The 22,768-nt window shown below is 68.6% G+C and carries 18 protein-coding genes and 1 pseudogene; 8 read left to right on the top strand and 11 right to left on the bottom strand.

The genetic code is table 11. The features are described from left to right. Positions 1-221, top strand: a 221-nt coding sequence (locus tag AC1Q6P_RS23655; RefSeq protein WP_492703357.1) for a hypothetical protein, incomplete at its 5' end; no start/stop codon positions are given. Positions 222-433: 212 nt separating this feature from the next. Here the strand turns inward: AC1Q6P_RS23655 and ureG are convergent. The 8 genes and pseudogenes from ureG to AC1Q6P_RS23615 form a co-directional block, all read right to left on the bottom strand. Beyond that, the gene (gene ureG / locus AC1Q6P_RS23650) at positions 434-1,108 is read right to left on the bottom strand and encodes an urease accessory protein UreG (protein ID WP_492666223.1); all 675 of its coding nucleotides are present in this window, start codon (positions 1,106-1,108) and stop codon (positions 434-436) included. Further along, entirely contained in the window at positions 1,105-1,779 is a 675-nt protein-coding gene (locus tag AC1Q6P_RS23645) for an urease accessory protein UreF (RefSeq protein WP_492666222.1), read from the bottom strand. Before AC1Q6P_RS23645 ends, ureG begins: the two co-directional genes overlap by 4 nt. A 2-nt stretch (positions 1,780-1,781) precedes the next feature. Then, positions 1,782-2,327 (bottom strand): annotated as a pseudogene (gene ureE, locus AC1Q6P_RS23640) (urease accessory protein UreE); the annotation flags it as partial. Beyond that, entirely contained in the window at positions 2,324-2,812 is a 489-nt protein-coding gene (locus tag AC1Q6P_RS23635; RefSeq protein WP_102769199.1) for a GNAT family N-acetyltransferase, read from the bottom strand. The pseudogene ureE and the gene AC1Q6P_RS23635, both read right to left, overlap by 4 nt. Positions 2,813-2,826: 14 nt before the next feature. Further along, a complete protein-coding gene (gene ureC / locus AC1Q6P_RS23630) occupies positions 2,827-4,545 on the bottom strand; it encodes an urease subunit alpha (RefSeq protein ID WP_492666221.1) in 1,719 nt (572 codons plus the stop codon). Then, positions 4,545-4,850: an urease subunit beta gene (locus tag AC1Q6P_RS23625; RefSeq protein ID WP_171828416.1), complete on the bottom strand. Its 306-nt coding sequence runs from the start codon at positions 4,848-4,850 to the stop codon at positions 4,545-4,547. The genes ureC and AC1Q6P_RS23625 overlap by 1 nt, the downstream gene beginning before the upstream one ends. Further along, the gene (locus tag AC1Q6P_RS23620) at positions 4,847-5,428 is read right to left on the bottom strand and encodes a HupE/UreJ family protein (protein WP_102769196.1); all 582 of its coding nucleotides are present in this window, start codon (positions 5,426-5,428) and stop codon (positions 4,847-4,849) included. Before AC1Q6P_RS23620 ends, AC1Q6P_RS23625 begins: the two co-directional genes overlap by 4 nt. Positions 5,429-5,471: 43 nt before the next feature. Then, on the bottom strand, positions 5,472-5,774 hold the full coding sequence (locus AC1Q6P_RS23615) for an urease subunit gamma (RefSeq protein WP_102769195.1): 303 nt from the start codon (positions 5,772-5,774) through the stop codon (positions 5,472-5,474). A gap of 98 nt (positions 5,775-5,872) precedes the next feature. On the opposite strand from AC1Q6P_RS23615, the gene AC1Q6P_RS23610 reads away from it, so the two are divergent. Together AC1Q6P_RS23610 and AC1Q6P_RS23605 are read left to right on the top strand one after the other, a co-directional pair. Then, complete coding sequence (locus tag AC1Q6P_RS23610; protein WP_492666220.1) at positions 5,873-9,367, top strand: hybrid sensor histidine kinase/response regulator; 3,495 nt, start codon at positions 5,873-5,875, stop codon at positions 9,365-9,367. Next, positions 9,361-10,350, top strand: a complete 990-nt coding sequence (locus AC1Q6P_RS23605; protein WP_492666219.1) for a response regulator — start codon at positions 9,361-9,363, stop codon at positions 10,348-10,350. Before AC1Q6P_RS23610 ends, AC1Q6P_RS23605 begins: the two co-directional genes overlap by 7 nt. 22 nt (positions 10,351-10,372) lie before the next feature. Here the strand turns inward: AC1Q6P_RS23605 and AC1Q6P_RS23600 are convergent, their stop codons facing one another. From AC1Q6P_RS23600 to AC1Q6P_RS23590, 3 genes are all read right to left on the bottom strand, one after another. Next, a complete protein-coding gene (locus tag AC1Q6P_RS23600; protein WP_492666218.1) occupies positions 10,373-12,553 on the bottom strand; it encodes a putative bifunctional diguanylate cyclase/phosphodiesterase in 2,181 nt (726 codons plus the stop codon). Positions 12,554-12,705: 152 nt separating this feature from the next. After that, entirely contained in the window at positions 12,706-13,647 is a 942-nt protein-coding gene (locus AC1Q6P_RS23595; RefSeq protein ID WP_492666217.1) for a glucosamine inositolphosphorylceramide transferase family protein, read from the bottom strand. Then, on the bottom strand, positions 13,640-14,740 hold the full coding sequence (locus AC1Q6P_RS23590) for a glycosyltransferase (RefSeq protein ID WP_492666216.1): 1,101 nt from the start codon (positions 14,738-14,740) through the stop codon (positions 13,640-13,642). Before AC1Q6P_RS23590 ends, AC1Q6P_RS23595 begins: the two co-directional genes overlap by 8 nt. 329 nt (positions 14,741-15,069) lie before the next feature. Here AC1Q6P_RS23590 and AC1Q6P_RS23585 point away from each other — a divergent pair, with 329 nt between their 5' ends. The 5 genes from AC1Q6P_RS23585 (at position 15,070) to gtfA (ending at position 22,576) form a co-directional block, all read left to right on the top strand. Further along, a complete protein-coding gene (locus AC1Q6P_RS23585; RefSeq protein ID WP_492666215.1) occupies positions 15,070-16,191 on the top strand; it encodes a LacI family DNA-binding transcriptional regulator in 1,122 nt (373 codons plus the stop codon). 221 nt (positions 16,192-16,412) lie between these two features. After that, the gene (locus tag AC1Q6P_RS23580; RefSeq protein ID WP_492666214.1) at positions 16,413-18,722 is read left to right on the top strand and encodes a TonB-dependent receptor; all 2,310 of its coding nucleotides are present in this window, start codon (positions 16,413-16,415) and stop codon (positions 18,720-18,722) included. A gap of 13 nt (positions 18,723-18,735) precedes the next feature. Beyond that, positions 18,736-19,758 carry a PfkB family carbohydrate kinase gene (locus AC1Q6P_RS23575; RefSeq protein WP_492666213.1) on the top strand — a complete coding sequence of 341 codons (1,023 nt, stop codon included), beginning with the start codon at positions 18,736-18,738 and terminating at the stop codon, positions 19,756-19,758. Next, the gene (locus AC1Q6P_RS23570) at positions 19,755-21,086 is read left to right on the top strand and encodes an MFS transporter (protein WP_492666212.1); all 1,332 of its coding nucleotides are present in this window, start codon (positions 19,755-19,757) and stop codon (positions 21,084-21,086) included. Before AC1Q6P_RS23575 ends, AC1Q6P_RS23570 begins: the two co-directional genes overlap by 4 nt. Continuing rightward, positions 21,083-22,576: a sucrose phosphorylase gene (gene gtfA / locus AC1Q6P_RS23565; protein WP_492666211.1), complete on the top strand. Its 1,494-nt coding sequence runs from the start codon at positions 21,083-21,085 to the stop codon at positions 22,574-22,576. Before AC1Q6P_RS23570 ends, gtfA begins: the two co-directional genes overlap by 4 nt. Positions 22,577-22,768 lie beyond the last annotated feature (192 nt).

Here is a 22,768-nt window from a genome sequence, read left to right as displayed (position 1 = left end):
GAGGCGCTGTGCTGCTCGGCCCGGCACAAATCGCCCGGCAGCGGCACGGGCTGCAGGGCGCTTGCATCGCGATCGATGTGCCCTTCGACGGCAGAGAACGCCGCACTCGAAGGTGGCTCGGCCCGCCGCCGGGCGATTTGTGCGCGGCCGAGGGCGCAGCGGAGCGGCTCAGGCGCGCGTACCCGCGCGCTTCAAGCGCTGACTCGGCGCCACCTGTTTGACCGCAGTGAGCGCAGCGAACGGAGGGAGTTTGGCGCCGCTGAGCCGCGCAGTGAGCAGCGAGGGGAGTCGGCTCGCAGAGCCGACCCGCGAACCATGAGCCCGGCGGCGGGCCGAGCCACCGCAGCGAGAAAGAACAGCACAGCGGAGGTCCGCTACATGCCGAAGCCTGCCCCTCGCGACTCTGGTATCACGATACCGACAACATGCGCGTTCACCCGCCGGAGGCCAACATCCCCCGCTCTTCGATGAATCGCACCACCTCAGCCACACCGGCCAGGGTCTTGAGGTTGCTCATCACGAAGGGCTTGCTGGCGCCGCGCATGCGGCGGGTGTCGCCTTCCATGATCTCGAGATTGGCGCCGACATGCGGGGCCAGATCGGTCTTGTTGATGACAAAAAGATCACTCTTGGTGATGCCGGGGCCACCCTTGCGCGGGATTTTTTCGCCAGCGGCGACGTCGATGACATAGATCGTCAGGTCGCTCAGCTCGGGGCTGAAGGTGGCGGCCAGGTTGTCGCCGCCCGATTCGACGAAGACCACATCGGCATCGGGGAACTGCGCCAGCATGCGGTCGATCGCCTCCAGATTGATGGAGCAGTCTTCGCGGATGGCGGTGTGTGGGCAGCCACCCGTCTCCACGCCCAGGATGCGCTCGGCCGGCAGGGCGCCGCTGAGGGTCAGCAGGCGCTGGTCCTCCTTGGTGTAGATGTCGTTGGTGATGGCCACCAAGTCCCAGCGCTGGCGCATGGCTTTGCACAGCATTTCCAGCAAAGTGGTCTTGCCCGAACCGACCGGGCCGCCGATGCCCACGCGCAGAGGCGGCAGGCGCTTGCTGCGACCGGGGATGTGGTGCAGCGGGGTCGGGTGCGAGGTGCTTGGATTCATGATCGGAACAGTCGGGAGTACTGGGTTTCGTGGCGGGCCGAGAGAATCGCCAGCATGGGAGAAAAGGCCTGACGCCGAGATTCATCGGTGGCGATGGCCTCGGCCACCGCCGCGGGAATCTCGGCGGCCAGGCGGGCCAGGATGCGCTGGCCGGCGCTCTGCCCCAGGGGCACCGACTTGATGGCCGCGCCGACCATGGCCTCGGCCCAGGCGAAGGCGTAGGCCAGCAGCGCATCCTCGGGCGCGGCCTCGCTGGCTGCCAGGGCCAGGGCCATCACCAGCGGGTAGCAGGGCTGGCCCAAAGCCTGGCACTGCGCGATCTGTGCCGGCGTGGCGGTGTCGTGGTTGCGCAGCCAGTCCAACAGCGAACGGCCCATCTGCTCGGACTGCAGGCGCAGCTCGGCACTCTCGCGGGTTTGCAACAGCCAATCGTTGAGGCGGCGCAGAGTCGCCCGGTCGTCTTCGCGCCAGGCTCGCAAGGCCTGGGCCGCCAAGGACAGGTCACCGCGCGCTTGGCTCAGGCGCAGCTGCTGCGAGAGCCAGTGCGCGGTACTGACTTCGTCATGCACCCAGCCATGGGCCACGGCCGATTCGATGCCCTCGGAATAGGAGAAGCCGCCGATGGGCAAAGCCGGCGAGGCCAGCCAGAGCAGTTGCAGCAGGGCGCTCATGGATGGGCGTGATGATGATGGTGAGGGGGGTGAGCATGACCGTGGTCCTGCCCATGGTCATGGCTGTGCCCATGCCCCGCCGCATACGCCCCGCCCTCCGGTTCAAACGGCGCGTCCAGCGCCTGCACCTGCAGATGCGGCTGGGCGCGCAGCATCTCGGCCAGCACATGGTCGGGCTCGATCTGCAAATAGCCGGGCTGCAGCTCGATGGGCACATGGCGGTTGCCCAGGTGGTAGGCCGCGCGGGTCAAGTCAAAGGGCGAGCCGTGCTCCGCGCAGGCGCTGATGCGCAGCAGCGCCTGGGGCGCCGCCTCGACGCGGATCAGGCTGCCATCCTCGGCCAGCAGCACATCGCCGCCACGCAGCTGGGTGCCGCGCGGCAGGAACACGCCCAAGACTCGGCCACTGGAGTCCTCGGCCTGAAAGCGGCTCTTCTGCCGCGTGTCCCAGTCCAGGCTGAGGCAGGCCGCACGGCGCAGCAGCACCGGCGCCAGGCCCTGGCCTTGGGGGATCAGACGGGCCACTTGCAAGAGCGCTGCGGCGCTCATGCCAGCGCCAAGGTCATGTAGCAGCTGTGGGGGTCGATCCGGTAGCTGCCGAAGGGCTCGCAGACGACAAAGCCCTCGCTGGCGTAGAGCTGGTGGGCCGGCTCGAAAAATGCCTGCGTGCCGGTTTCCAGGCTCAAGCGGCGATAGCCGCGCTGACGGGCCTCGGCCAGCACATGGCGCAGCATGCGGCGCGCCAGGCCGCGGCCACGCAGCGCGGCCGCGGTGCGCATGGACTTGAGTTCAGCGTGCTCCGCATCCAGGCGCTTGATCGCGGCGGTGGCCGCCAGCACCGGGCCTGCGGGCTCGTTCAGCCACGCCGTCCAGAAAGCGATCTCCGGTTGGCGCAGCTTGTTCATGTCCAGCGCGTGCACACTTTCCGGCGGCGAGGTGGCGCGCATGTCCTGCATATGCTCTTCCATGAAGGCGGCAATACGCGGGTCGCTCAGGTCATCGAGGCGGATCAGCAGGTCGGTTTCGGTGGTCATGGCAAGTGGGGACATCAGAACAAGAAATAGCGTTGGGTCATGGGCAGGTTCTGCGCCGGCTCGCAGCTGAGCAGCAGGCCATCCGCCCGCACGGCATAGCTTTGCGCATCGACCTCCATGCGCGGCGCGTAATCGTTGTGGATCATGTCGCGCTTGCCCAGGCCGCGGATGCCGTGCACGGCAGCCAGGGTCTTTTGCAAACCATAGCGCTGGCCCACCCCGGCCGCCAGGCCGGCCTGCGACACAAAGCTCAATGAGCTGCGCGCCAGGGCGCCGCCGAAGGCCGCGAACATGGGCCGGTAGTGCACCGGCTGGGGCGTCGGGATGGAGGCATTGGGGTCGCCCATGGCGGCCAAGGCGATGCTGCCGCCCTTGAGGATGAGGCTGGGCTTGACGCCAAAAAAGGCTGGCTTCCAGAGCACCAGATCGGCCCATTTTCCGACCTCGACGCTGCCCACCTCGTGGCTGATGCCATGCGCAATCGCCGGGTTGATGGCCAGCTTGGCCACATAACGCTTGACCCGCGCGTTGTCATTGGCAGGCCCGTCGCCAGGCAAAGGCCCGCGCTGGACCTTCATCTTGTGCGCCGTCTGCCAGCAGCGCAGGATTACCTCGCCGACCCGGCCCATGGCCTGGGAGTCGGAGCTGAACATGCTGATGGCGCCCAGGTCGTGCAGGATGTCCTCGGCCGCAATGGTCTCGCGGCGGATGCGGCTCTCGGCAAAAGCCAGGTCCTCGGCAATCGCAGGGTCCAGGTGGTGGCAGACCATGAGCATGTCGACATGCTCGTCCAGGGTGTTGATGGTGTAGGGCCGGGTCGGGTTGGTGGAGCTGGGCAGCACGTTCGCCTCGCCCACCACCTTGAGGATGTCGGGCGCATGGCCGCCGCCGGCGCCCTCGGTGTGGAAGGTGTGGATGGTGCGGCCTTTGAAAGCGGCCACCGTGTCCTCGACAAAACCGCTCTCGTTGAGCGTGTCGGTGTGGATGGCGACCTGCGTGTCGGTGGCCTCGGCCACGTTCAAACAGTTGTCGATGGCGGCCGGCGTGCTGCCCCAGTCTTCGTGCAGCTTGAGGCCGATGGCGCCGGCTTCGATCTGCTCTTGCAAGGCCAGTGGCTGGCTGGCATTGCCCTTGCCGAGAAAGCCCAGGTTCATGGGGAAGGCATCGGCGGCCTGCAGCATGCGCTCCAGATGCCAGGCGCCGGGCGTGCAGGTGGTGGCCAGGGTGCCGGTGGCCGGGCCAGTGCCGCCGCCCAGCATGGTGGTCACGCCGCTGGCCAGGGCTTCCTCGATCTGCTGCGGGCAGATGAAGTGGATGTGGGTGTCCACCGCGCCGGCAGTGACGATCAGCCCTTCGCAGGCGATCACCTCGGTGCCGGGGCCGATGATGATGTCCACGCCGGGTTGGGTGTCGGGGTTGCCGGCCTTGCCGATGGCGACGATGCGGCTGTTCTTGAGGCCGATGTCGGCCTTGATGATGCCCCAGTGGTCGAGGATCAGGGCGTTGGTCATGACCGTGTCGACAGCACCCTCATCACGAGCACGCTGCGACTGCGCCATGCCGTCACGGATCGTCTTGCCACCGCCGAACTTGACCTCCTCCCCATAGCCGCCCGCGCGCAGGGTCAGGTCTTGCTCGACCTCGATGATCAGCTCCGTGTCGGCCAGGCGCAGGCGGTCGCCCACGGTGGGGCCATACATCTCGGCATAGGCGCGTCGTCCCAGAGTGGCCATCACAAGCTCCCTTGCACCAGGCCGCGGAAGCCGTGGACGATGCGCGCGCCGGCCAGGTCCACCAGCTCCACGGTGCGCTGCTGGCCGGGCTCAAAGCGCACGGCCAGGCCGGAGCCGATGTTCAGCCGCATGCCGCGCGCCGCGGCGCGATCGAACTGCAGGGCCGCATTGGTTTCGGCGAAGTGGTAGTGCGAGCCGACCTGGATGGGCCGGTCGCCCGCGTTCTGCACCACCAGGCTCAGCGTGCGCCGGCCGGGGTTGAGCAGGTGCTCGCCCTCGGGCGTGAACAGCTCGCCGGGAATCATGCGCCGACCACCCGGGTCATCAGGGCCAGGCCCAGCAGCGCAATGCCGCCACCCAGCACGCGGCTCAGCGGCAGGGCCCAGCGCGCCTGCGTGCGGCGCAGCCACAGGCCCAGGCCCAGGCCGGCCACATGGAGCAGCCAGGTCGCCAGCACCATGCCCAGCAAGGCCAGGCCGCCGTCCAGCTCGCGGCCATGGGCCACGCCGTGGAAGCAGGCGAAGAAACCCACCAGGCCCATGGCCAGGGCCGGCGCCAGGGCGCGCCGGGTGGCGGCCAGCAGGCCCAGAGCCAGCACCGAGGCGGCGATCATGGGTTCCACCGCCGGCAACTCCAGGCCGCTCAAGCCCAACAGCGCGCCGACGAGCAGCAGCACAGCGAAAGCCAGCGGCGCCTGCCAGGGCCGGCGCAGGGCCAGGCCGCTCCACAAGCCCACGGTCAGCATGGCCGCCAGATGATCGGCCCCACTCAAAGGGTGGAAGAAACCGGTAATGAAGTCATGGCCATGGGCGGCATCGCCGGTGTGCGACACGGCCACCAGGGGCAGCAAGCCAGCGAGGGCGGAGACGAGGGCGCGTTTCATGAGGGCGGGTTCCTGTCGGTGTCGTTGAAATGGATGAGGGCGATCAAACAATCGGTTGGTGGACCGTGACCAATTTGCTGCCATCCGGGAAGGTCGCTTCCACCTGGATGTCGGGAATCATCTCGGCCACACCGTCCATCACATCGGCGCGGCCGAGCAGTTCGCGGCCCTCGCTCATCAGCTGGGCGACGGTCTTGCCGTCGCGGGCGCCTTCCATCACGGCGGCGCTGATGAAGGCCACGGCCTCGGGATAGTTGAGCTTGAGCCCGCGGGCGCGGCGGCGTTCGGCCAGCAGGGCGGCGGTGAAGATCAACAGCTTGTCCTTCTCTCTCGGCGTCAGTTCCATGGTGTCCTGCTCGGGTGTTGCGAGGGCTGTTTGCAAGTCCCGTGCCGACTTGGAGACCGCAGCGCGCAGGCGGCACGAAACCTGCTCGCAGTTCGCCCATGAGCGCCCTGCCCCACGATGTGCCGCTGCCCCTGCATCCGCCCCTGCATCCGCCCCTTCTTCCGCCTGAAGGCGGCCCGGCGCCGCAGCGCGTCATCAAGATCCGGCGTGACTACAACGCCTGGGTGGCGCGCGAAACGCTGGAGGACTACGCCTTGCGCTTCACGCCGCAGCGCTTTCGCCGCTGGTCGGGCTTCCGGGTGGCCAACACGGCTTTCGGCGCGGCCTCCTTCCTGATCTTGGAGGCCGTGGGCGCCACCTTGCTGCTGCAGTACGGCTGGGCCAATGCGGCCTGGGCCATCGTCACCACCGGCCTGATCATCTTTCTGGCCGGCCTGCCCATCAGCATCTACGCCGCCCGCTACGGCGTGGACATGGACCTGCTGACCCGCGGCGCCGGTTTCGGCTACCTGGGCTCGACCCTGACTTCGCTGATTTACGCCAGCTTCACCTTCATCTTCTTTGCGCTGGAAGCGGCCGTCATGGCCTACGCCCTGGACCTGGCGCTGGACATCCCGCCACGCTGGGGCTATCTGATCTGCGCGCTGGTGGTGATTCCCCTGGTCACCCACGGCGTGTCGGTCATCAGCCGCCTGCAGCTGGTCACGCAACCGCTCTGGCTGGTCCTGCTGCTGCTGCCTTTCGCGGCCGTGCTCTGGCAAGAGCCGCAGGCCTTTGCCGGTGCACTGCACCATGCTGGCGCACTCTCGGGCACGGCTGGCTTCGAGTTGCGCCACTTTGGTGCGGCGCTGACCGTGGGCATCGCCCTGATCACGCAGATGGGCGAGCAGGCCGACTACCTGCGCTTCATGCCCGCCCTGCCGAGCGATGCCGCGCCGGCGCAGCGGCGGCGCTGGTGGGCGGCGGTGCTGGTGGGCGGGCCGGGCTGGGTGCTGCTGGGCGTGCTCAAGATGCTGGGCGGCGCCTTGCTGGCCTGGCTGGCGCTGAGCCACTCCGTGCCGGCCGAGCGCGCGGTGGACCCCAACCAGATGTACCTGGCCGCCTACGAGTATGTGTTCCCGCACTACGGCTGGGCGGTGGCGGCCACGGCGCTGTTCGTGATCGTGTCGCAGCTCAAGATCAATGTCACCAATGCCTATGCCGGCTCGCTGGCCTGGAGCAACTTCTTCTCGCGCCTGACGCACAGCCACCCGGGGCGGGTGGTCTGGGTGGTGTTCAACACCTTGATCGCCTTCTTGCTGATGGAGATGAATGTCTTCGAGGCCTTGAGCGCCGTGCTGGGCCTGTACGGCAATGTGGCCATCGCCTGGATCATGGCCGTGGTGGCCGATCTGGTGATCAACAAGCCCCTGGGCCTGTCGCCGCCGGGCATCGAGTTCAAGCGCGCCCACCTCTACGACGTCAACCCCGTCGGCGTGGGCGCCATGGCCCTGGCCTCGGCGCTGTCGGTCAGCGCCCACCTGAGCCTGTTCGGGCCGGATGCACAGGCCTTCTCGGCCCTGATCGCCCTGGCCACAGCCTTGCTCGCCTCGCCCTTGATTGCCTGGGCCACGCGCGGGGGCTACTACCTGGCCCGTGCACCGTTCGGCGAGGACCCAGACGAAGGCCGCCCCCTGAGCGCCCGCCGCTGCGTGATCTGCGAGCGCGAGTACGAAGGCCCGGACATGGCCCAATGCCCTGCCTACCAGGGCGCCATCTGCTCGCTCTGCTGCAGCCTGGACGCGCGCTGCGGTGATCTCTGCAAGCCCCAGGCCCGGCTCTCGGCGCAATGGTCGGGCGCGCTGCGCCGCCTGCTGCCGCGGCCGCTCTGGCCGGTGCTGGACAAAGGCCTGGGCCATTTCCTGCTGTTGATGGGCGTGCTGCTGCCCCTGCTGGCGGCGCTGTTCGGCCTGCTCTACCAGCAGGAGTTGCAAAGCCTGGGGGCGAGCGAAACGCCGGCCAGCCTGCGCGCCGGCTTCCTCAAGGCCTATGTGCTGCTGAGCCTGGGCTTGGGCATTGCCGCCTGGTGGCTGGTGCTGGCCCACCAGAGCCGCGAGGTGGCGCAGGAGGAATCCAACCGCCAGACCGAGGCCTTGATGCGCGAGATCGCCTCGCACCGCCGCACCGACGAGGCCTTGCAGGCGGCCCGCGTGTTGGCCGAGCGCGCGCAAGCCGCGGCCGAGGCCGCCAACCAGGCCAAGAGCCGCTACGTCAGCGCCATCAGCCACGAGCTGCGCACGCCCCTCAACAGCATCCTCGGCTATGCCCAGCTGATGGCCGAGGACACGCACGAGCTGTCACCGCGCCGGCGCCAGGCCGTGCAGGTGATCAAGCGCAGCGGCGAGCACCTGCTGAGCCTGATCGACGGCACCCTGGACCTGGCCCGCATCGAAGCCGGCCGCCTGAGTCTGGAGCTGGCGCCCCTGCGCTTCGAAGATTGCATGCACGAGCTGGCCGAGATGTTCGAGCCCCAGGCTGCCGCCCAGGGCTTGCAGTTCCGCTTCGAGGTGCAGGGCGAGCTGCCAGCCTGCGTGCGCGGCGACGAGCGGCGGCTGCGTCAGATCCTGATCAATCTGATCGGCAATGCCATCAAGTTCACGCCGCGGGGTCAGGTCACCCTGCGCGTGCGCCATGCCCGCGAGCTGGCCCTGATCGAGGTGGAGGACAGCGGCCCTGGCCTGGACGCGGCCGAGCTGGCGCGCATCTTCGAGCCCTTCACCCGCGGCAGCAGCCGCGGCACCGGCGCCACCGTCGGCGCCGGCCTGGGCCTGACCATGGCGCAGATGCTGGCGCGGCTGATGGGCGGCGAGCTGAACGCGCGCAGCACGCCAGGCCAGGGCTCGGTGTTCAGCGTGCGCCTGTTCCTGCCGGCCTTGCCGGACAGCGCCCTGCCGCCGGCGCGCGCGCCCCGCCCGCGCCTGGGCTATGCCGGGCCGCGCCGCCTGCTGCTGCTGGTCGACAACGAAGAGGCCGACCGCCAGCTGCTGATCGAGCTGCTGGCGCCGCTGGGCTTTGAGCTGCGCAGCGCCAGCAGCGGCCATGATGCGCTGGACCTGATCGTCAGCGGCGGGCTGCGGCCCGACGCCGTCCTGCTGGACCTGGCCATGCCCGGCATCGACGGCTGGGAGACCCTGCGCCGCCTGCGCGCCCTGAACCTGCCCCAGGCGCCTCGCGTGGCCATCGTCTCGGCCAATGCCTTCGAGAAAGGACAGGAGCATGAGGGCGGCATCAGCGCTGGCGACTTCATCACCAAACCGGTGCGCCATGCCGAGCTGCTGGACTGGTTGGGCCAGGCTTTGGCGCTGCAGTGGCTGGAGAAGCCCAACGACGCGAGGCCAGCGCCCGCCTTGGCCCAACAGCCCCTGCCCGCTGAACACCTGCCGGCCCTGCGCGAGGCCCTGGAGCTGGGCCACTACCGTGGCGTGCTGGCCGCCCTGGACCGCATGCAAGCCAGCCAGCCCGACTGCCAGCCTCGTGTGGAGCAGCTGCGCGAGCAGGCGCGGCAGTTCCAGTTCGAAGCCATGCTGCTGAACCTGGAGGCTACGCCATGCTGACGTCGACATTCAGCGGCACGGAGGGGCCGCGCAGCGAGCGCGTGCTGATCGTTGACGATGTGCCGGACAACCTGGCCCTCTTGCACGACGCGCTGGATGAATCGGGCTACACCGTCTACGTCGCCACCAGCGGCGAGGCGGCCCTGGACCGCGCGCGCCAGGCCCAGCCCGACATCGTGCTGCTGGACGCGGTGATGCCCGGCATGGATGGCTTTGAGCTGGCGCGCCGGCTCAAAGCCACGCCGGCCACGGCCGGCATCCCCCTGATCTTCATGACCGGCCTGACCGAGACCGAGCATCTGGTGGCCGCGCTGGAAGCTGGCGGCGCCGACTACGTCACCAAGCCCATCAAACCCAAGGAGGTGCTGGCGCGCATGCAGGTCCATCTTCGCGCGGCCGCGCAAGCCCAGGGCGCAGTGCAGACGCGGCGGGCCCTCGATGCCTTCGGCTACGCCAGCGTCACCGTGCGCCTCAGTGACGGCCGCCTGATGTGGCAGACACCGCTGGCGCGCGAGCTGCTGCAGCGCCACTTCCCGACCGAGCCCGGCGGCCTGCTGCCCGCGCCGGTGCGCGAATGGCTGGCCCGGCAGCCGCTCAAGGCTCAGGAGCCCATGCGCGAGCCACCGCGCTTTCAGCATGAGCAAGGCGCCTGCCGCCTCAGCTTTGCCCTGCACCCCTCGGGCCTGGAGAACGTGGACGAAGGCGATGAATGCCTGCTGGTCATGCGCGAGCAAAGCGACGCCGCCCTGATCGAAGCCATGGGCCTGAACTTTCGGCTGACCGCACGCGAGGCCGAGGTGCTCTACTGGGTGGTCAAGGGCAAGATCAACCGCGACATTGGCGACATCCTGGGCGCCAGCCCGGCCACGGTGAAGAAGCATCTGGAGCGCGTCTTCGCCAAGCTGGGCGTCGAGACCCGCACCTCGGCGGCGGCCATGGCCTTGAACCGTCTGCGCCAGCTGCACCCGCAGTGGGAGTTGTGACGCCGCCCTCGGGCTGGCTTGATCAGCGCCGCGCGGCCAGCCAGTCCTGCAGCTCGGCCGGCGGCATGGGCCGGCCGAAGCAATAACCCTGAGCCTCCTCGCAGCCGAGCTCGATCAGGATCTGGCGCTGGCCCTCGGTCTCCACGCCCTCGGCCACCACGGCCAGGCCCAGGGCCCGGCCGATGCCCAGCACGGCGCTGGCCAGGGCGCGGTCGTCGGCATCGGTTTCCAGATCGCGCACAAAGCTGCGGTCCAGCTTGAGCTCGCTGACCGGCAGGCGCTTGAGGTAGCCGAGGCTGGAGTAGCCGGTGCCGAAATCATCGAGCGAGAGACGCACGCCCATGGCGAAGAGCTTGGCCAGCTGCCCGGCGGTGCGTGGGTCGTGATCCAGCAGCAGGCGCTCGGTCACCTCCAATGTCAACTGCTCGGGCCGCAGGCCGTGGCGCGCCAGCAGCGAAGCCACATGCGCGGCCACATCGTCCTGCTGGAAGCGGGTGGGCGAGACATTGACCGAGACCGCGCGGATGGCCACGCCCTGCTCGCGCCAGCGGGCCAGCTGCTCGCAGGCGGCCTCCAGCACCCAGGCGTCCAGCGCATTGACCAGGCCGCATTCCTCAGCCACGGGAATGAACTTGTCCGGTGGCACCGCGCCACGCTGCGGATCGGTCCAGCGCAACAAGGCCTCGGCGCCCACCACCGCACGGTCGCTCAAGCGCAGCTTGGGCTGGTAATGCAGGCGCAGGGCCTGGGTGGACAGGGCCTGGCGCAGCGCCCCCTCCAAAGCCACACGCTCATCCAGGGCCTGGTTCATGGCCGGCAGGAAGAAGCGCGCGCAGTTGCGGCCGGCGCGCTTGGCCTCGTACATGGCGATGTCGGCGTTCTTGAACAGCAGCTCGGGGTCCTGGCCATCCTCGGGGAAGCAGCTGATGCCGATGCTGGCACTGATCAGCAGGGGTGCCTGATTGGGCAGTTGCAGGGGCGGCTGCAAGGCGGCCAGCAGCTTGTCAGCCACCTGCATGGCCTGGCTGCCGCTGCAGCCGGGCAGCCAGGCGACGAACTCATCGCCACCAAAGCGGGCCAGGGTGTCGGCCTCGCGCAGGCAAGCCTGCAAGCGGGCCGCGACCTGGCGCAGCACCTCGTCGCCCGTCGCGTGGCCGTAGCTGTCGTTGACGGTCTTGAAGCGGTCCAGGTCCAGCAGCAAGAGCGCGGCCGGGCTGCCGCTGAGCATGGCCACCGGCAGGGCCTGGCCCAGGCGGTCGTGGAAGAGGCTGCGATTGGGCAGGCCGGTGACGCCGTCGAAATAGGCCAGGCGCTCGATCTGGCGCAGGTGCTCGTCATGCTTGAGCGCCACGCTGCAGAGCTGGGCGCAGGCCTCGACCATGCGCCGGTGGAAGGGCGCCACCTCGCGCGACTCGCGGTAGTAGAGCGCAAAGGTCGCGGCCACACGCGTGCCGTCGAGCAGGATGGGCGTGGACCAGCACGCCCCCAAGCCCACCGACAAGGCCAGGCCTTTGTAGTCGGCCCAGAGCGGGTCCTCGGCGATGTCGCGCACCTCAACGGCCTGCTTGCGCCAGGCCGCCGTGCCGCAGGAACCCACGGCCGGACCGATGGGCAGGCCGTCCAGCGCATTGCTGTAGCTGGACGGCAGGCTGGGCGCAGCCAAGGGGCGCAGCCGCCCCTGGGCATCGACCGCCAGCACCGAGCAGATCACATCCGGTGCCAGCGACTCGACACGCCGGCACAGCAGATCCATCACCACGGGCAGCGGCCGCCCCAGGGCCACGGCCTCCAGCACCTGGCGCTGCAGGATGGCCACGCTTTCACGCTCACCCCGCTCGTCCATGGGGCGCAGGGCCAGCAGGGTCAGGATGCCGGGCCCAGCCCCGGCCTGCGCCGGCTCCTGGCCCTGGGCCTGGGCCTGGACTTGCAGCTCATAACTCGCCAGGCCACCGGCAGCCAGGCGCAGCTGGGCATGAAAGCTCTCCCGCTGGGCGCCGCGGCTGGGGTCGAGCAAGGCTTGCCAGCAGCTGTCCAGAATGTCGGGAAAACAGTCCGCCAGCCGATCGGCCGGCACGGCGCGCTCGAGGAAGAAACGGTTGGCGTGGCGGATGCAGCCCTGGCCATCGACCCAGACCAGGCCCATGAAGGCGTGGTCGAGGGAGGCACAAAGGGCTTGGGCGTCGAGCGACTCGAGTCGGGTCAAGGTTTGCACTTCAGCCTGCTCGCTCCGGGTAAGACTGCAGGCCATGGTACGCCGGCCCGCCGGCGCAGGGCTAACTTGCAGGCATGCCACAGCAGCACGGTGTGGCTTTCTCGCGGCGCCAGCGCCCGTGGCGCCGTGGTTCCGCCTTCAGATCAGACGGAGGGCGGCAGCGGTGCCGGACGCCCGATCAGGCGGCGGGCTCGGCGCTTCAAATCCAGCCATTGCTTGGCCCGCGAGTGGTCGAAGCGCTTGACATCGATCAGGGTCAGGTCTTGACAGGCGGACAGGGTGTGCAAGCCGTCTGCATGGTCAGCGCGCGCCAGGCCACCATGCAGATGCAGCCCGGTGGGGGCGCAGTGCACGCGGTCCAGGCCCAGATGCTCGAAGCGCAGCATGCGGGTGGCGCCGCCATAGCTGCGCGAACTGTCCTGCACCGGCAGCATCACCGCACCATCGGCGGCATGGAAGGGCCGGCCCGCCGGGCGCGCGCCGCTGCGGTCGACGCGGATGGGGTTGCCGGCATGGAGTTTCCAGGGACCGGTCAGCGCCGGGGCATGGGCCAGATGCAGCTCGCGCTGGTCGCGCGCGCCCGGCCCCACCAGGGAGAAGAACATCCACCAACGGCCCTGATGCTCGATCAGCGAAGCATCGGCCACGGGCAGATCGCTGAGCAGGGCACATTCGCGCTGCCAGTGGTTCAGGCTGTCGTCGCCGCGGTAGAGCGCCACCTCACCGGCCTGGGCGCTCTCGGGCACCATGAAAGTGGCACCTTCATGCTCAAAGACTTGGGGGTAGGACAGATGAAAAGGCCGGGCCAGCACGGTACGCCGGCTGCGCCACTGCAGATCGGCCGCGCCCAGCTCGTGGCGCTCGATCACGGCGTGCTTGGTCCGGTAGTCGAAGGCCTCGACGAAGACATGCAGGGTGTCACCACGACGCAGGCCAAAGGGATCGGCCAGATAGCGCCAGGGCCCGGCCGAAGGCAGCCAGGTGATGGCACCGGCCAGGGCCTGCAAACGGGTGGCGTCGAGCGCCTCAATCGGTGCCGGCACGATGCCGACCTGCCAGAAATCGGTGCGCGGCCGCTTAAACATGGGCCGCGCCGCTCCGCAGACGCGGCTGCATTCGCGGCGCCTTGGCACGCCGGCTGAGCACATCGCGGTAGAAAGCGATCACACGGGCCACAGCCTGCGGGCGCTGGTAGGCCTGCAGGCAATACTCGACCCGCTGGCGCTCCACGGCCTGGCCGGGCTGCGCGCGCAAGGCCTCGATCCGCTCACGCAGCGCGCGGCCCAGGGCCGCAACGTCGTTCACTGGCACCAGGGTGGCCGGCTGCTGAGCCAGCATCTCCGAAGGGCCTTGAGTCGCCGTGGCCAGAATGGGCAGGCCGACCCGCATCGCTTCCAGGATGGCGAGCGGGAAAGCCTCTTCACGCGAGGGTGACACGAACAGATCCATGGACTGCAAGGCCTGTTCGACATCGGCGCGGTAACCCAGCAGATGGATACGGGCATCGCCGCCGCGCAGGCGCTGCAAGGCCTCCAGGTCCTTGCCTTCGCCGAGGATGGCCAGGGCGGCATCGGCCGGCGCGTGGTCGCGGAAGGCCTGGATCAGCAAGTCCATGCCCTTGCTCGGATGCAGGCGCCCGACCGAGCCGACCAGAGGCTGGTCGGGGCGCAAGCCCAGCTCGCGGCGCAGGCACAGCGACAGGGGCGCGGGCGCACGCTCGGGCGCCCAGTTGTGAATCACGCTGACCGCGCCGTCGAAGGCCGGCAGCTGCTGGGCCTGCGTGCGGTTGACGCAGATCAGGCCGTCCTGGCGGGCATGGTGATGGGCTTTGTAGCCGACATGCAGGGTGGCCACACGGGCCGCGCCGCGCACCTCGGCCACCGCCTTGCAGGCCGGGCCCAGGTGGCCGTGGCAGACATCGGCGCCCAGGCGACGGGCCAGACGGCGCACGCGGCAAGCACGCAAGAGCGGCAGGGCCAGGCCATGGAACTGGATGCCGGGGCCCAGCTCAGCGGCCACGGCCGAACCGCGGCTGCCGATCACGTGCACTCGGTGTCCGAGCGCGGCCTGGGCTTGGGCCAGATCAATGCAGTGGCGTTCGCCGCCGGCGATGCGCGAGGAAAACACCACGTGAACGATGGTGAGCGCGGGGCTGGAAGCAGGGCTGGCGAGCGACATATCCGGGGCCTCAGAGCTGGGCGATAGGTGTATCAAATTGAAACCGCAGCAAATCTTAACAATGCTTAACATTGCAATTCCACCGTACAGACCCCGTGTTTGCTGGGGTTGGGGCGAAAGGCGCAGCGGGTGGAACGCCCGGGCGCGGCGGACGGGACGGCGGCCCGCCGAACGGCGCGATCTGCGCCCACAACAGAAGCGCAGCTCGCCTTGGCCTTGCTTTTCGGGCCCGCAAGCGATGCCTTGCGTGGCCGCCGGCCCTGGCGAATGGCAACGCAGCTCGCCCCGATCCCGCAGGGCCCACGGGGGCTGCGGCACAATCCCGGCCCATGTCCAAGCGCTCCTTGCCTTCGGCCTCACCGGCTTCGCCGCCGGCCGGGGCTGCCGCTGAATCTCCCGCCGCCAGCCCGGCGCCGCGCACCGCCGCCGCGGGCGGTCTGGCCGAACAACGCCGCCTGCAAATGGCCGACATCGCCCGCCTGGCCGGGGTGTCGGTGTCGACCGTGTCGCGCGCGCTCAGCGGCAGCAAGCTGGTCAATGCCGAGACGCGCCAGCGCGTGGCCGAGCTGGCCCGCTCGCTGAACTATTCGATCAACCTCGGCGCCCAGAATCTGCGCCTGCAGAAGAACCGCACCGTGGCGGTGGTCGTGCCGTTCGAGGCGGCCTCGCGCCAGCACATCTCCGACCCCTTCTTCCTGGCCCTGGTGGGCAGCATTGCCGATGCGCTGACCGACCAGGGTTACGACATGCTGCTCTCACGCGTGGACGCCGAGCACCTGGACCTGGCCGCGCAGTTCTACGACTCGGGCAAGGCCATCGGCGTGATCATGGTGGGCCAGTGGCGCCATCACGACCAGCTCAACGCCCTGGCCGCACGCCAGCTGCCCCTGGTGGTCTGGGGTGGAGCGATGCCCCAACAGCTGTACTGCACCGTGGGCGGCGACAACAGCGATGGCGGCCTGCAGGCCACCCGCCATCTGCTGCAGCTGGGTCGGCGCCGCATTGCCTTCCTCGGTGACGCCGCCCTGCCCGAGGTCTGGCTGCGCCGCGAGGGCTACCAGCAGGCCTTGCGCGAAGCCGGCCTGCAGGCCGACCCCGCGCTGGAACTGGCCCTGCCGTTTGAGCCCGGCGGTGCCCGCGCGGCGCTGGAACGCTGGCTGCCCCAGGCTCCGGCCTTTGACGCCGTGGTGGCCTGCAGCGATCTGCTGGCCTTGCAGGCCATCCACACCCTGCGCGCGGCGGGCCGGCGCGTGCCGGAAGACGTGGCAGTGGTCGGTTATGACGACATGCCTCTGGCCGCCTACTGCGACCCGCCGCTGAGCACCGTGCACCAGCCGGTGGCCGAAGCCGGGGCCGAACTCGTGGCCACGCTGATGGCCCAGCTGCGCGGCGAGCGCAGCCCCTCACGCACCCTCGGCGTGAGCCTGATCGTCCGGCGCAGCGCCGCCTGACGATCGATTGCAATAAATTTTGCAAAAACCTTGTTGCTTCAAGGCAGATACGCGTTTTCCCTTGTTTGCAATCGATTGCAAAAAGTTCCAGAATGGTGCCCAAGAAGACGGCAGTGGTGCACGATGCCCCAAAAGGCAGCAAGCCCGCCAGCGGTCTCGATGTTCCGCGGGTCGCGCCGCCTTCCCTGAGCGTGACCCGCCCCTCCAAGGAGACAGACACCATGCGACAGCACCAGCCCTCGTTCACCACCGCCACCTTCTCTCGCCGAGCCGCCCGCCCGGCCCTGGCCGCCATCACCCTGGCCCTGCTGCAACTGCCGGCCCTGGCCCAGCAAGCGGCCGCGCCCGCCGGCGAGGCCGAAGCGGCCCAGGACAATAAACAGGACAAGCTGAAACTCAACCAGGTGGTGGTGACCGGCAGCTCGGTGCGCACGACCAAGATGAAGCAAAGCCTCTCGGTCAGCTCCATCGACAGCGAGCAGATTGCCAAGACCGGCGCCAGCAACGCGGCCGAGCTGCTGCGCAGCGTGCCAGGCCTGCGCTCGGAATCGACCGGCGGCGAGGGCAATGCCAACGTCACTGTGCGCGGTGTGCCGCTGTCGGCCGGCGGCTCGCGCTATGTGCAGATGCAGGAAGACGGCCTGCCCGTGCTGCTCTTCGGTGACATCTCCTTCGGCACCGCCGACCAGTTCCTGCGCGCCGACTACAGCACGGCCCGCCTGGAGGTGGTGCGCGGCGGCTCGGCCTCCACCCTGGCGTCCAACTCGCCCGGCGGCCTGATTAACTTCATCAGCAAGACCGGCGCCGGCAAGCCCGCTGGCGCCATCGGCCTGAGCGTGGGCCTGGACGACCGCCTGATGCGCCTCGACGCCGACTACGGCGGCAGCATCGGCAACGGCACCAGCTTCCACATCGGTGGCTTCCAGCGCATCGGCGAAGGCGGCCGGCCGACCGGCATGAATGTGGAGAACGGCGGCCAGATCCGCGCCAAGCTGACGCAGAAGATCGACGCGGGCTATGTGAGCGTCAGCCTCAAGGCCCTGAACGACCGCACGCCCTCCTTCATGCCGGTGCCCGTGACTGTGGACAAGGGCACGATCCGCACCATCTCCGGCATAGACCCGCGCACCGCCTTCTTCATCACCCCCAGCCTGGCCAAGGACACCGGCTACAACAAGGACGGCGGCACCACGACCAGCAACACCCGCGACGGCCTGCGCATCAAGAGCCTGGCCCTGGGCTTCGAGGCCGGCCTGGATCTGGGCAACGGCTTCAGCGTGGAAGAGAAGTTCCGCAAGGCCAGCAACTCGGGCCGCTTCATCGCACTCTTCCCGGCTGACAACGGCAACAACGGCGCGGCCAACTCCTTCACCGGCACCCTGTTCAACACGTCGCTGGACAACTTCGACAACACCTTCAACGACCTGAAGCTGAGCAAGGTGATGCAGAGCGACGGCGTCAAGACCACCCTGGTCGCCGGACTGTTCTACGGCGTGCAGAACGTGGCCCAGACCTGGTTCTGGAACCAGTACAAGCTGAGCATGCAAGGCCTTGGCTCGCAGGTGCTGAACGCCGCCGGCCAGCCAGGCACCGGCCCGATCGCCGAAGGCTGGACCACCTGGGGCGGCTGCTGCACGCGCACCTTTGATGTGCAATACACCCAGACCTCGCCCTACGCCGCGGCTGCGGTCGACCTGGGCAGCCTGACACTCGACGGCAGCCTGCGCCGCGATGAGCAAAAGGCCAGCGGCTACACCCTGTCCGGCAACAACACGGCCAAGACCTGGGACGCAGCCAGCCAGAAGACGGTCAACTACAAAGTCGGCCACACCTCCTACTCGCTGGGTGCCAACTACAGCGTGACGCCCAATCTGGCCGGCTTCGCCCGCGTCAGCAACGGCGTGTCCTTCAGCGCCGACCGCCTGCTCTACGGCAATCCGCTGGACGGCTCGGTGCCCATCAGCGTCAACGAGATCGACCAGGTCGAGGGCGGCCTCAAATGGCGCCAGGCCGGCCTGAGCCTGTTCGCCACCGTGTTCAACGCCCGCACGACCGAGAGCAATTTCGAGGTCACCACCCAGAAGTTCAGCGCCAACAAGTACAAGGCCAGCGGCCTGGAACTGGAAGCAGCCTACAGCTGGGGCGACTTCAGCCTGAGCGGTGGCGCCACCTTCACCAGCGCCAAGATCAAGGCCTCGAACGACGCCGCCATCGTCGGCAAGAAGCCACGCCGTCAGGCCAGCTTCGTCTACCAGCTGGCACCGAGCGTGATGCTGGGCCAGATCGAGGTGGGCGCCGCCCTGGTCGGCTCGGGCAAGTCCTACGGTGACGATGCCAACACCATCACCATGAAGGGCTACACCCTGGTCAATGCCTTTGTGAATGTGCCCCTGGGTGACAAGGCCCAGCTCTCGCTCTCGGCCAACAATCTGTTCAACACCCTGGCCTACACCGAGATCGAGGGCGACGGCCATGCCGCACGCGCCTTCAACGGCCGCAGCCTGCGCGCCACGCTGAAGTACAACTTCTGATCGCGGCGGCCCCATGCACAAGGAGCTGAACTCCGCCATCCTGCTGGTGGGCGAAGCGCTGGTGGACGAGTTCCACGAGCGCCAGATCGCCGGCGGCGCGCCCTTCAATGTGGCGCGCTCGCTGGGGGCCTTGCTGGCCGACGGGGACGGCGGTGACTCAACCCCGGTCTGCCTGGTCAGCCGCATCGGCCATGACGATGCCGGCGGTGCCCTGATCCGCGCCAGCCTGCAACGCTTCGGCCTGGCGACCGAAGGCGTGCAGATCGACCCCACGCACGCGACCGGCCGTGTCACCGTCAGCGAGCAGTTCGCTGCCGACGGCAGTCCGGCCGGCCACAGCTTTCACATCCACACGCCGGCCGCCTGGGACTTCATCGCCGCCGAGCCGGCCTTGGCCGCGCTCGAAGCCTTGCGGCCGCGCTTCTTCTACTTCGGCACCTTGGCCCAGCGTGGTGCAGTCTCGGGCGCCTGCATCCAGGCCCTGGCCGAGCGCGCCCGCAGCCTGGGGTGCACACGCTACCTGGACCTGAACCTGCGCGCCGGCACCGACACGCCCGAGCTGGCCGCCGCCTCGTTGGCCCAGGCCGACTGGCTCAAGGTCAATGACGAGGAACTGGCCCTGCTGCTGCGCTGGTTTGGCCGCGAGGGGGATGCGGCACTGAACCCGCTGGGCGAGGCCCATGCCTTGAGCCCCGCCGTGGCAGCGCTGATGCAACGCTTCGGCCTGCAGCGGCTGATCCTGACCCGCGGCAGTGCGGGCTATGCCGCCTTCGGCGCGGACGGTGCGCTGATGGCGCAGGGGCCCGGCCTGAGCCTGCCACGCATGATAGACACCGTCGGCGCCGGCGATGCCTTCAGCGCCATGCTGCTGGCCGCCCAGCTGAGCGGGCAAGCCCTGGAACACAGCCTGGCTTTGGCCAATGGCTACGCCGCGGCACTGTGTGGCGAGCGCGGCCCCATGCCCGAGGACGACGCCTTCTTCCTGCCTTGGCGGCAGGTTTTGAAGCCCGCAATGCCAAAGGGCGAGGCCGCATGAATCTCTCCAGCAAACCCAGACTCAGCTTCTGGCAGATCGTCAACATGAACATCGGATTCTTCGGCATCCAGTTCAGCTTCGGTCTGCAGCAGAGCAATATGAGCCCGATCTACCAGTACCTGGGCGCGGACGAAGCCAGCCTGCCCTTGCTGTGGCTGGCCGGGCCCATGACCGGCCTGCTGGTGCAGCCCCTGGTGGGCGCTTTCAGCGACCGCACGGTCAGCCGCTGGGGCCGACGCACGCCCTACTTCCTGATCGGCGCCCTGCTCTGCAGCCTGGGCCTGCTGGCCATGCCCTTCAGCCCGACGCTGTGGTTTGCCGCCGGCCTGCTCTGGATCCTGGACGCCGCCAACAACGTGACCATGGAGCCTTACCGCGCCTACGTCTCGGACCGGCTCGACGCCAGCCAGCATTCCCTGGGCTTCCTAACCCAAAGCGCTTTCACCGGCCTGGCCCAGACCCTGGCCTATCTCGCACCCACCTTGCTGGTGCTGATGGGCATGGACAAGGATGCGCTGGGCAGCAACAACATCCCACAGATCACCCTGACGGCTTTTCTCATCGGTGCCGTGTTTTCCATCAGCACGGTCTGGTGGTCGGTGCGGCGGGTGCCCGAGCTGCCGCTCAGCGTCGAGGAGCTGGCGCAGATGCGCCGGCAACCGCGCGGCCTGGGCGCGGCGTTGCGCGAGATCTGGAGCGCGCTGCGCGAGATGCCGCGCACCATGCGCCAGCTCTGGTGGATGAAGCTGTTCCAGTGGTACGCCATGATGTGCTACTGGATCTACATCGTGCCGTCCCTGGCGCTGACGCTGTTCCAGAGCAGCGACCCGCATTCCGCCGGCTTTCGCGAGGCCGGCCTGGTGAACGGGCAGATCGGCGGCTTCTACAACTTCGTCGCCTTCCTCGCGGCCTTTGCCATGGTGCCCTTCACCCGGCGCTTTGGCCCCAAGCGCGTGCATGCCCTGTGCCTGGTGCTGGCCGGCGCCGGCATGTGGGCCATCCCCGAGATCCAGAACCGCTGGCTGCTCCTGCTGCCCATGCTGGGCGTGGGTCTGGCCTGGGCCAGCATCATGGGCAACCCCTATGTGCTGCTGGCCGGCAGCATCCCGCCCGAACGCGCCGGGGTGTACATGGGCATCTTCAATATGTTCATCGTCATCCCCATGCTGATCCAGATGGTGACGCTGCCGCTGATTTATCACAGCCTGCTGGGCGGCCGGCCGGACCATGTGATCCGTCTGGCCGGCGCTCTGCTGGTCTGCGCCGCGATCGCGATGCTGCGCGTGCAGACCACGCCCCAGCCTTCCCCGTCCGAATTGAAATCATGAAGAACCAAGTCCAACTGATCACCTACGTCGACCGCCTCGGTGGCCGCCTCGACGGCCAGGACCTGCAACGCCTGCGCCGCCTGCTGGGCCCGGGCGGCGCGCTCGGCGAGGTCTTCGGCGGCGTGCACCTGCTGCCCTTCTTCCATGCCATCGACGGCGCCGACGCCGGATTCGACCCGATCGACCACACCCAGGTCGACCCGCGCTTAGGGAGTTGGGACGACATCAAAGACCTGACGGACAGCCTCGACGTCATGGGGGATGTGATCGTGAACCACATGTCGAGCAGCTCGCCCCAGTTCCTGGACTACTCGGCGCGCGGCGACGCCTCGCCCTATGCCGGCCTGTTCCTGACTCTGGATGCGGTCTTTCCGCAGGGCGCCACGGAATCCGATCTGCTGGCCGTCTACCGGCCGCGCCCCGGTCTGCCGGTGCAGATGGCCACGCTGAAGAATGGCCAGAAAAAACTGCTCTGGACCACCTTCACCGCCGCCCAGATCGACATCGCCGTGCACCACCCGCAGGGCAGCGCTTACTTGCTAAGCATCCTGCAGACCTTTGCCGACAAGGGCATCCGCATGGTGCGCCTCGATGCCGTGGGCTATGCCATCAAGAAGGCCGGCGCCAGCTGCTTCATGATGCCGGAGACTTTTGCCTTCATCGATGAGTTCGCGGCACAGGCGCGCAGCCTCGGCATCGAGGTGCTGGTCGAGATCCATGCTTACTACCAGCGCCAGATCGAGATCGCCGCGCGCGTAGACTGGGTTTACGACTTCGCCTTGCCGCCGCTGGTGCTGCATGCCTTCTTCTTCGCCCAATCCGGCCCGCTGCAGCAGTGGATCGCGCAGCGCCCCTGCAATGCGCTGACGGTGCTGGACACGCACGACGGCATCGGCATCATCGACATCGGTGCCGACGCCAGCGACCGCGAAGGTCAGCCGGGCCTGGTGCCGCCGGCCGAGCTGGACGCCCTGGTCGAGCGCATCCACAGCAACAGCGGCGGCGAGAGCCGCCAGGCCACGGGCGCTGCGGCCTCCAACCTCGATCTCTACCAGGTCAACTGCACCTTCTACGACGCCCTGGGCCGCGACGATGTGCGCTACCTGCTGGCGCGCGCGCTGCAGTTCTTCCTACCCGGTGTGCCCCAGGTCTACTACGTCGGCCTGCTGGCCGGCCACAACGATATGGAGCTGCTGGCCCGCAGCGGCGTCGGCCGCGACATCAATCGCCACTACTACGACGAGGCCGAGATTGCCTCGGAGCTGCAGCGCCCCGTGGTGCAGCAGCTAATCCAGCTGATCCGCCTGCGCAACAGCCACCCTGCGTTTGCCGGCGAATTCAGCAGCGAGACCACCAGCCCGCAAGACCTGACCCTGCGCTGGCAAGCCGGCGCCCAGCAAGCCACTCTTCATGTGAACTTCGCCACCCTGGCCCACGAGCTGAGCTACACCGACGCCAGCGGCCAGTTGCAAAGCCTGCAGTTCCACTGAGCGCGCGCCCTGCGGCCCTGGCCCTCGCTTGGTGCAATTCGGGCACGCCCCTGGTGCGGATGCACCGCCTCGCGCCGTCCATCGTTCAGCGACCGCGATCGGCACAGTGCAGCTTCTTGGTTTTGCTCGTGAGGCCCTGCAGCCCGTGCCGCCACCGGGCTCATGGTTCCGGGGTCGGCCCTGGCGGGCCGA

Source organism: Roseateles sp. GW835-FHT13E02, assembly GCF_058794035.1.
The sequence above is the reverse complement of the archived record's forward strand: the minus strand, read 5'-3'. Positions and strand labels throughout refer to the sequence as shown.

Bases quoted from the DNA above. Each gene is read 5' to 3' on its own strand.
- AC1Q6P_RS23575 (WP_492666213.1), top strand. From the start codon at position 18,736: ATGCACAAGGAGCTGAACTCCGCCATCCTGCTGGTGGGCGAAGCGCTG.
- gtfA (WP_492666211.1), top strand. From the start codon at position 21,083: ATGAAGAACCAAGTCCAACTGATCACCTACGTCGACCGCCTCGGTGGC.
- ureG (WP_492666223.1), bottom strand. From the start codon at position 1,108: ATGAATCCAAGCACCTCGCACCCGACCCCGCTGCACCACATCCCCGGT.
- AC1Q6P_RS23615 (WP_102769195.1), bottom strand. From the start codon at position 5,774: ATGGAACTGACGCCGAGAGAGAAGGACAAGCTGTTGATCTTCACCGCC.
- AC1Q6P_RS23590 (WP_492666216.1), bottom strand. From the start codon at position 14,740: ATGTCGCTCGCCAGCCCTGCTTCCAGCCCCGCGCTCACCATCGTTCAC.
- ureC (WP_492666221.1), bottom strand. From the start codon at position 4,545: ATGGCCACTCTGGGACGACGCGCCTATGCCGAGATGTATGGCCCCACC.
- AC1Q6P_RS23645 (WP_492666222.1), bottom strand. From the start codon at position 1,779: ATGAGCGCCCTGCTGCAACTGCTCTGGCTGGCCTCGCCGGCTTTGCCC.
- AC1Q6P_RS23605 (WP_492666219.1), top strand. From the start codon at position 9,361: ATGCTGACGTCGACATTCAGCGGCACGGAGGGGCCGCGCAGCGAGCGC.
- AC1Q6P_RS23635 (WP_102769199.1), bottom strand. From the start codon at position 2,812: ATGACCACCGAAACCGACCTGCTGATCCGCCTCGATGACCTGAGCGAC.
- AC1Q6P_RS23570 (WP_492666212.1), top strand. From the start codon at position 19,755: ATGAATCTCTCCAGCAAACCCAGACTCAGCTTCTGGCAGATCGTCAAC.
- AC1Q6P_RS23620 (WP_102769196.1), bottom strand. From the start codon at position 5,428: ATGAAACGCGCCCTCGTCTCCGCCCTCGCTGGCTTGCTGCCCCTGGTG.
- AC1Q6P_RS23585 (WP_492666215.1), top strand. From the start codon at position 15,070: ATGTCCAAGCGCTCCTTGCCTTCGGCCTCACCGGCTTCGCCGCCGGCC.
- AC1Q6P_RS23595 (WP_492666217.1), bottom strand. From the start codon at position 13,647: ATGTTTAAGCGGCCGCGCACCGATTTCTGGCAGGTCGGCATCGTGCCG.
- AC1Q6P_RS23610 (WP_492666220.1), top strand. From the start codon at position 5,873: ATGAGCGCCCTGCCCCACGATGTGCCGCTGCCCCTGCATCCGCCCCTG.
- AC1Q6P_RS23580 (WP_492666214.1), top strand. From the start codon at position 16,413: ATGCGACAGCACCAGCCCTCGTTCACCACCGCCACCTTCTCTCGCCGA.
- AC1Q6P_RS23625 (WP_171828416.1), bottom strand. From the start codon at position 4,850: ATGATTCCCGGCGAGCTGTTCACGCCCGAGGGCGAGCACCTGCTCAAC.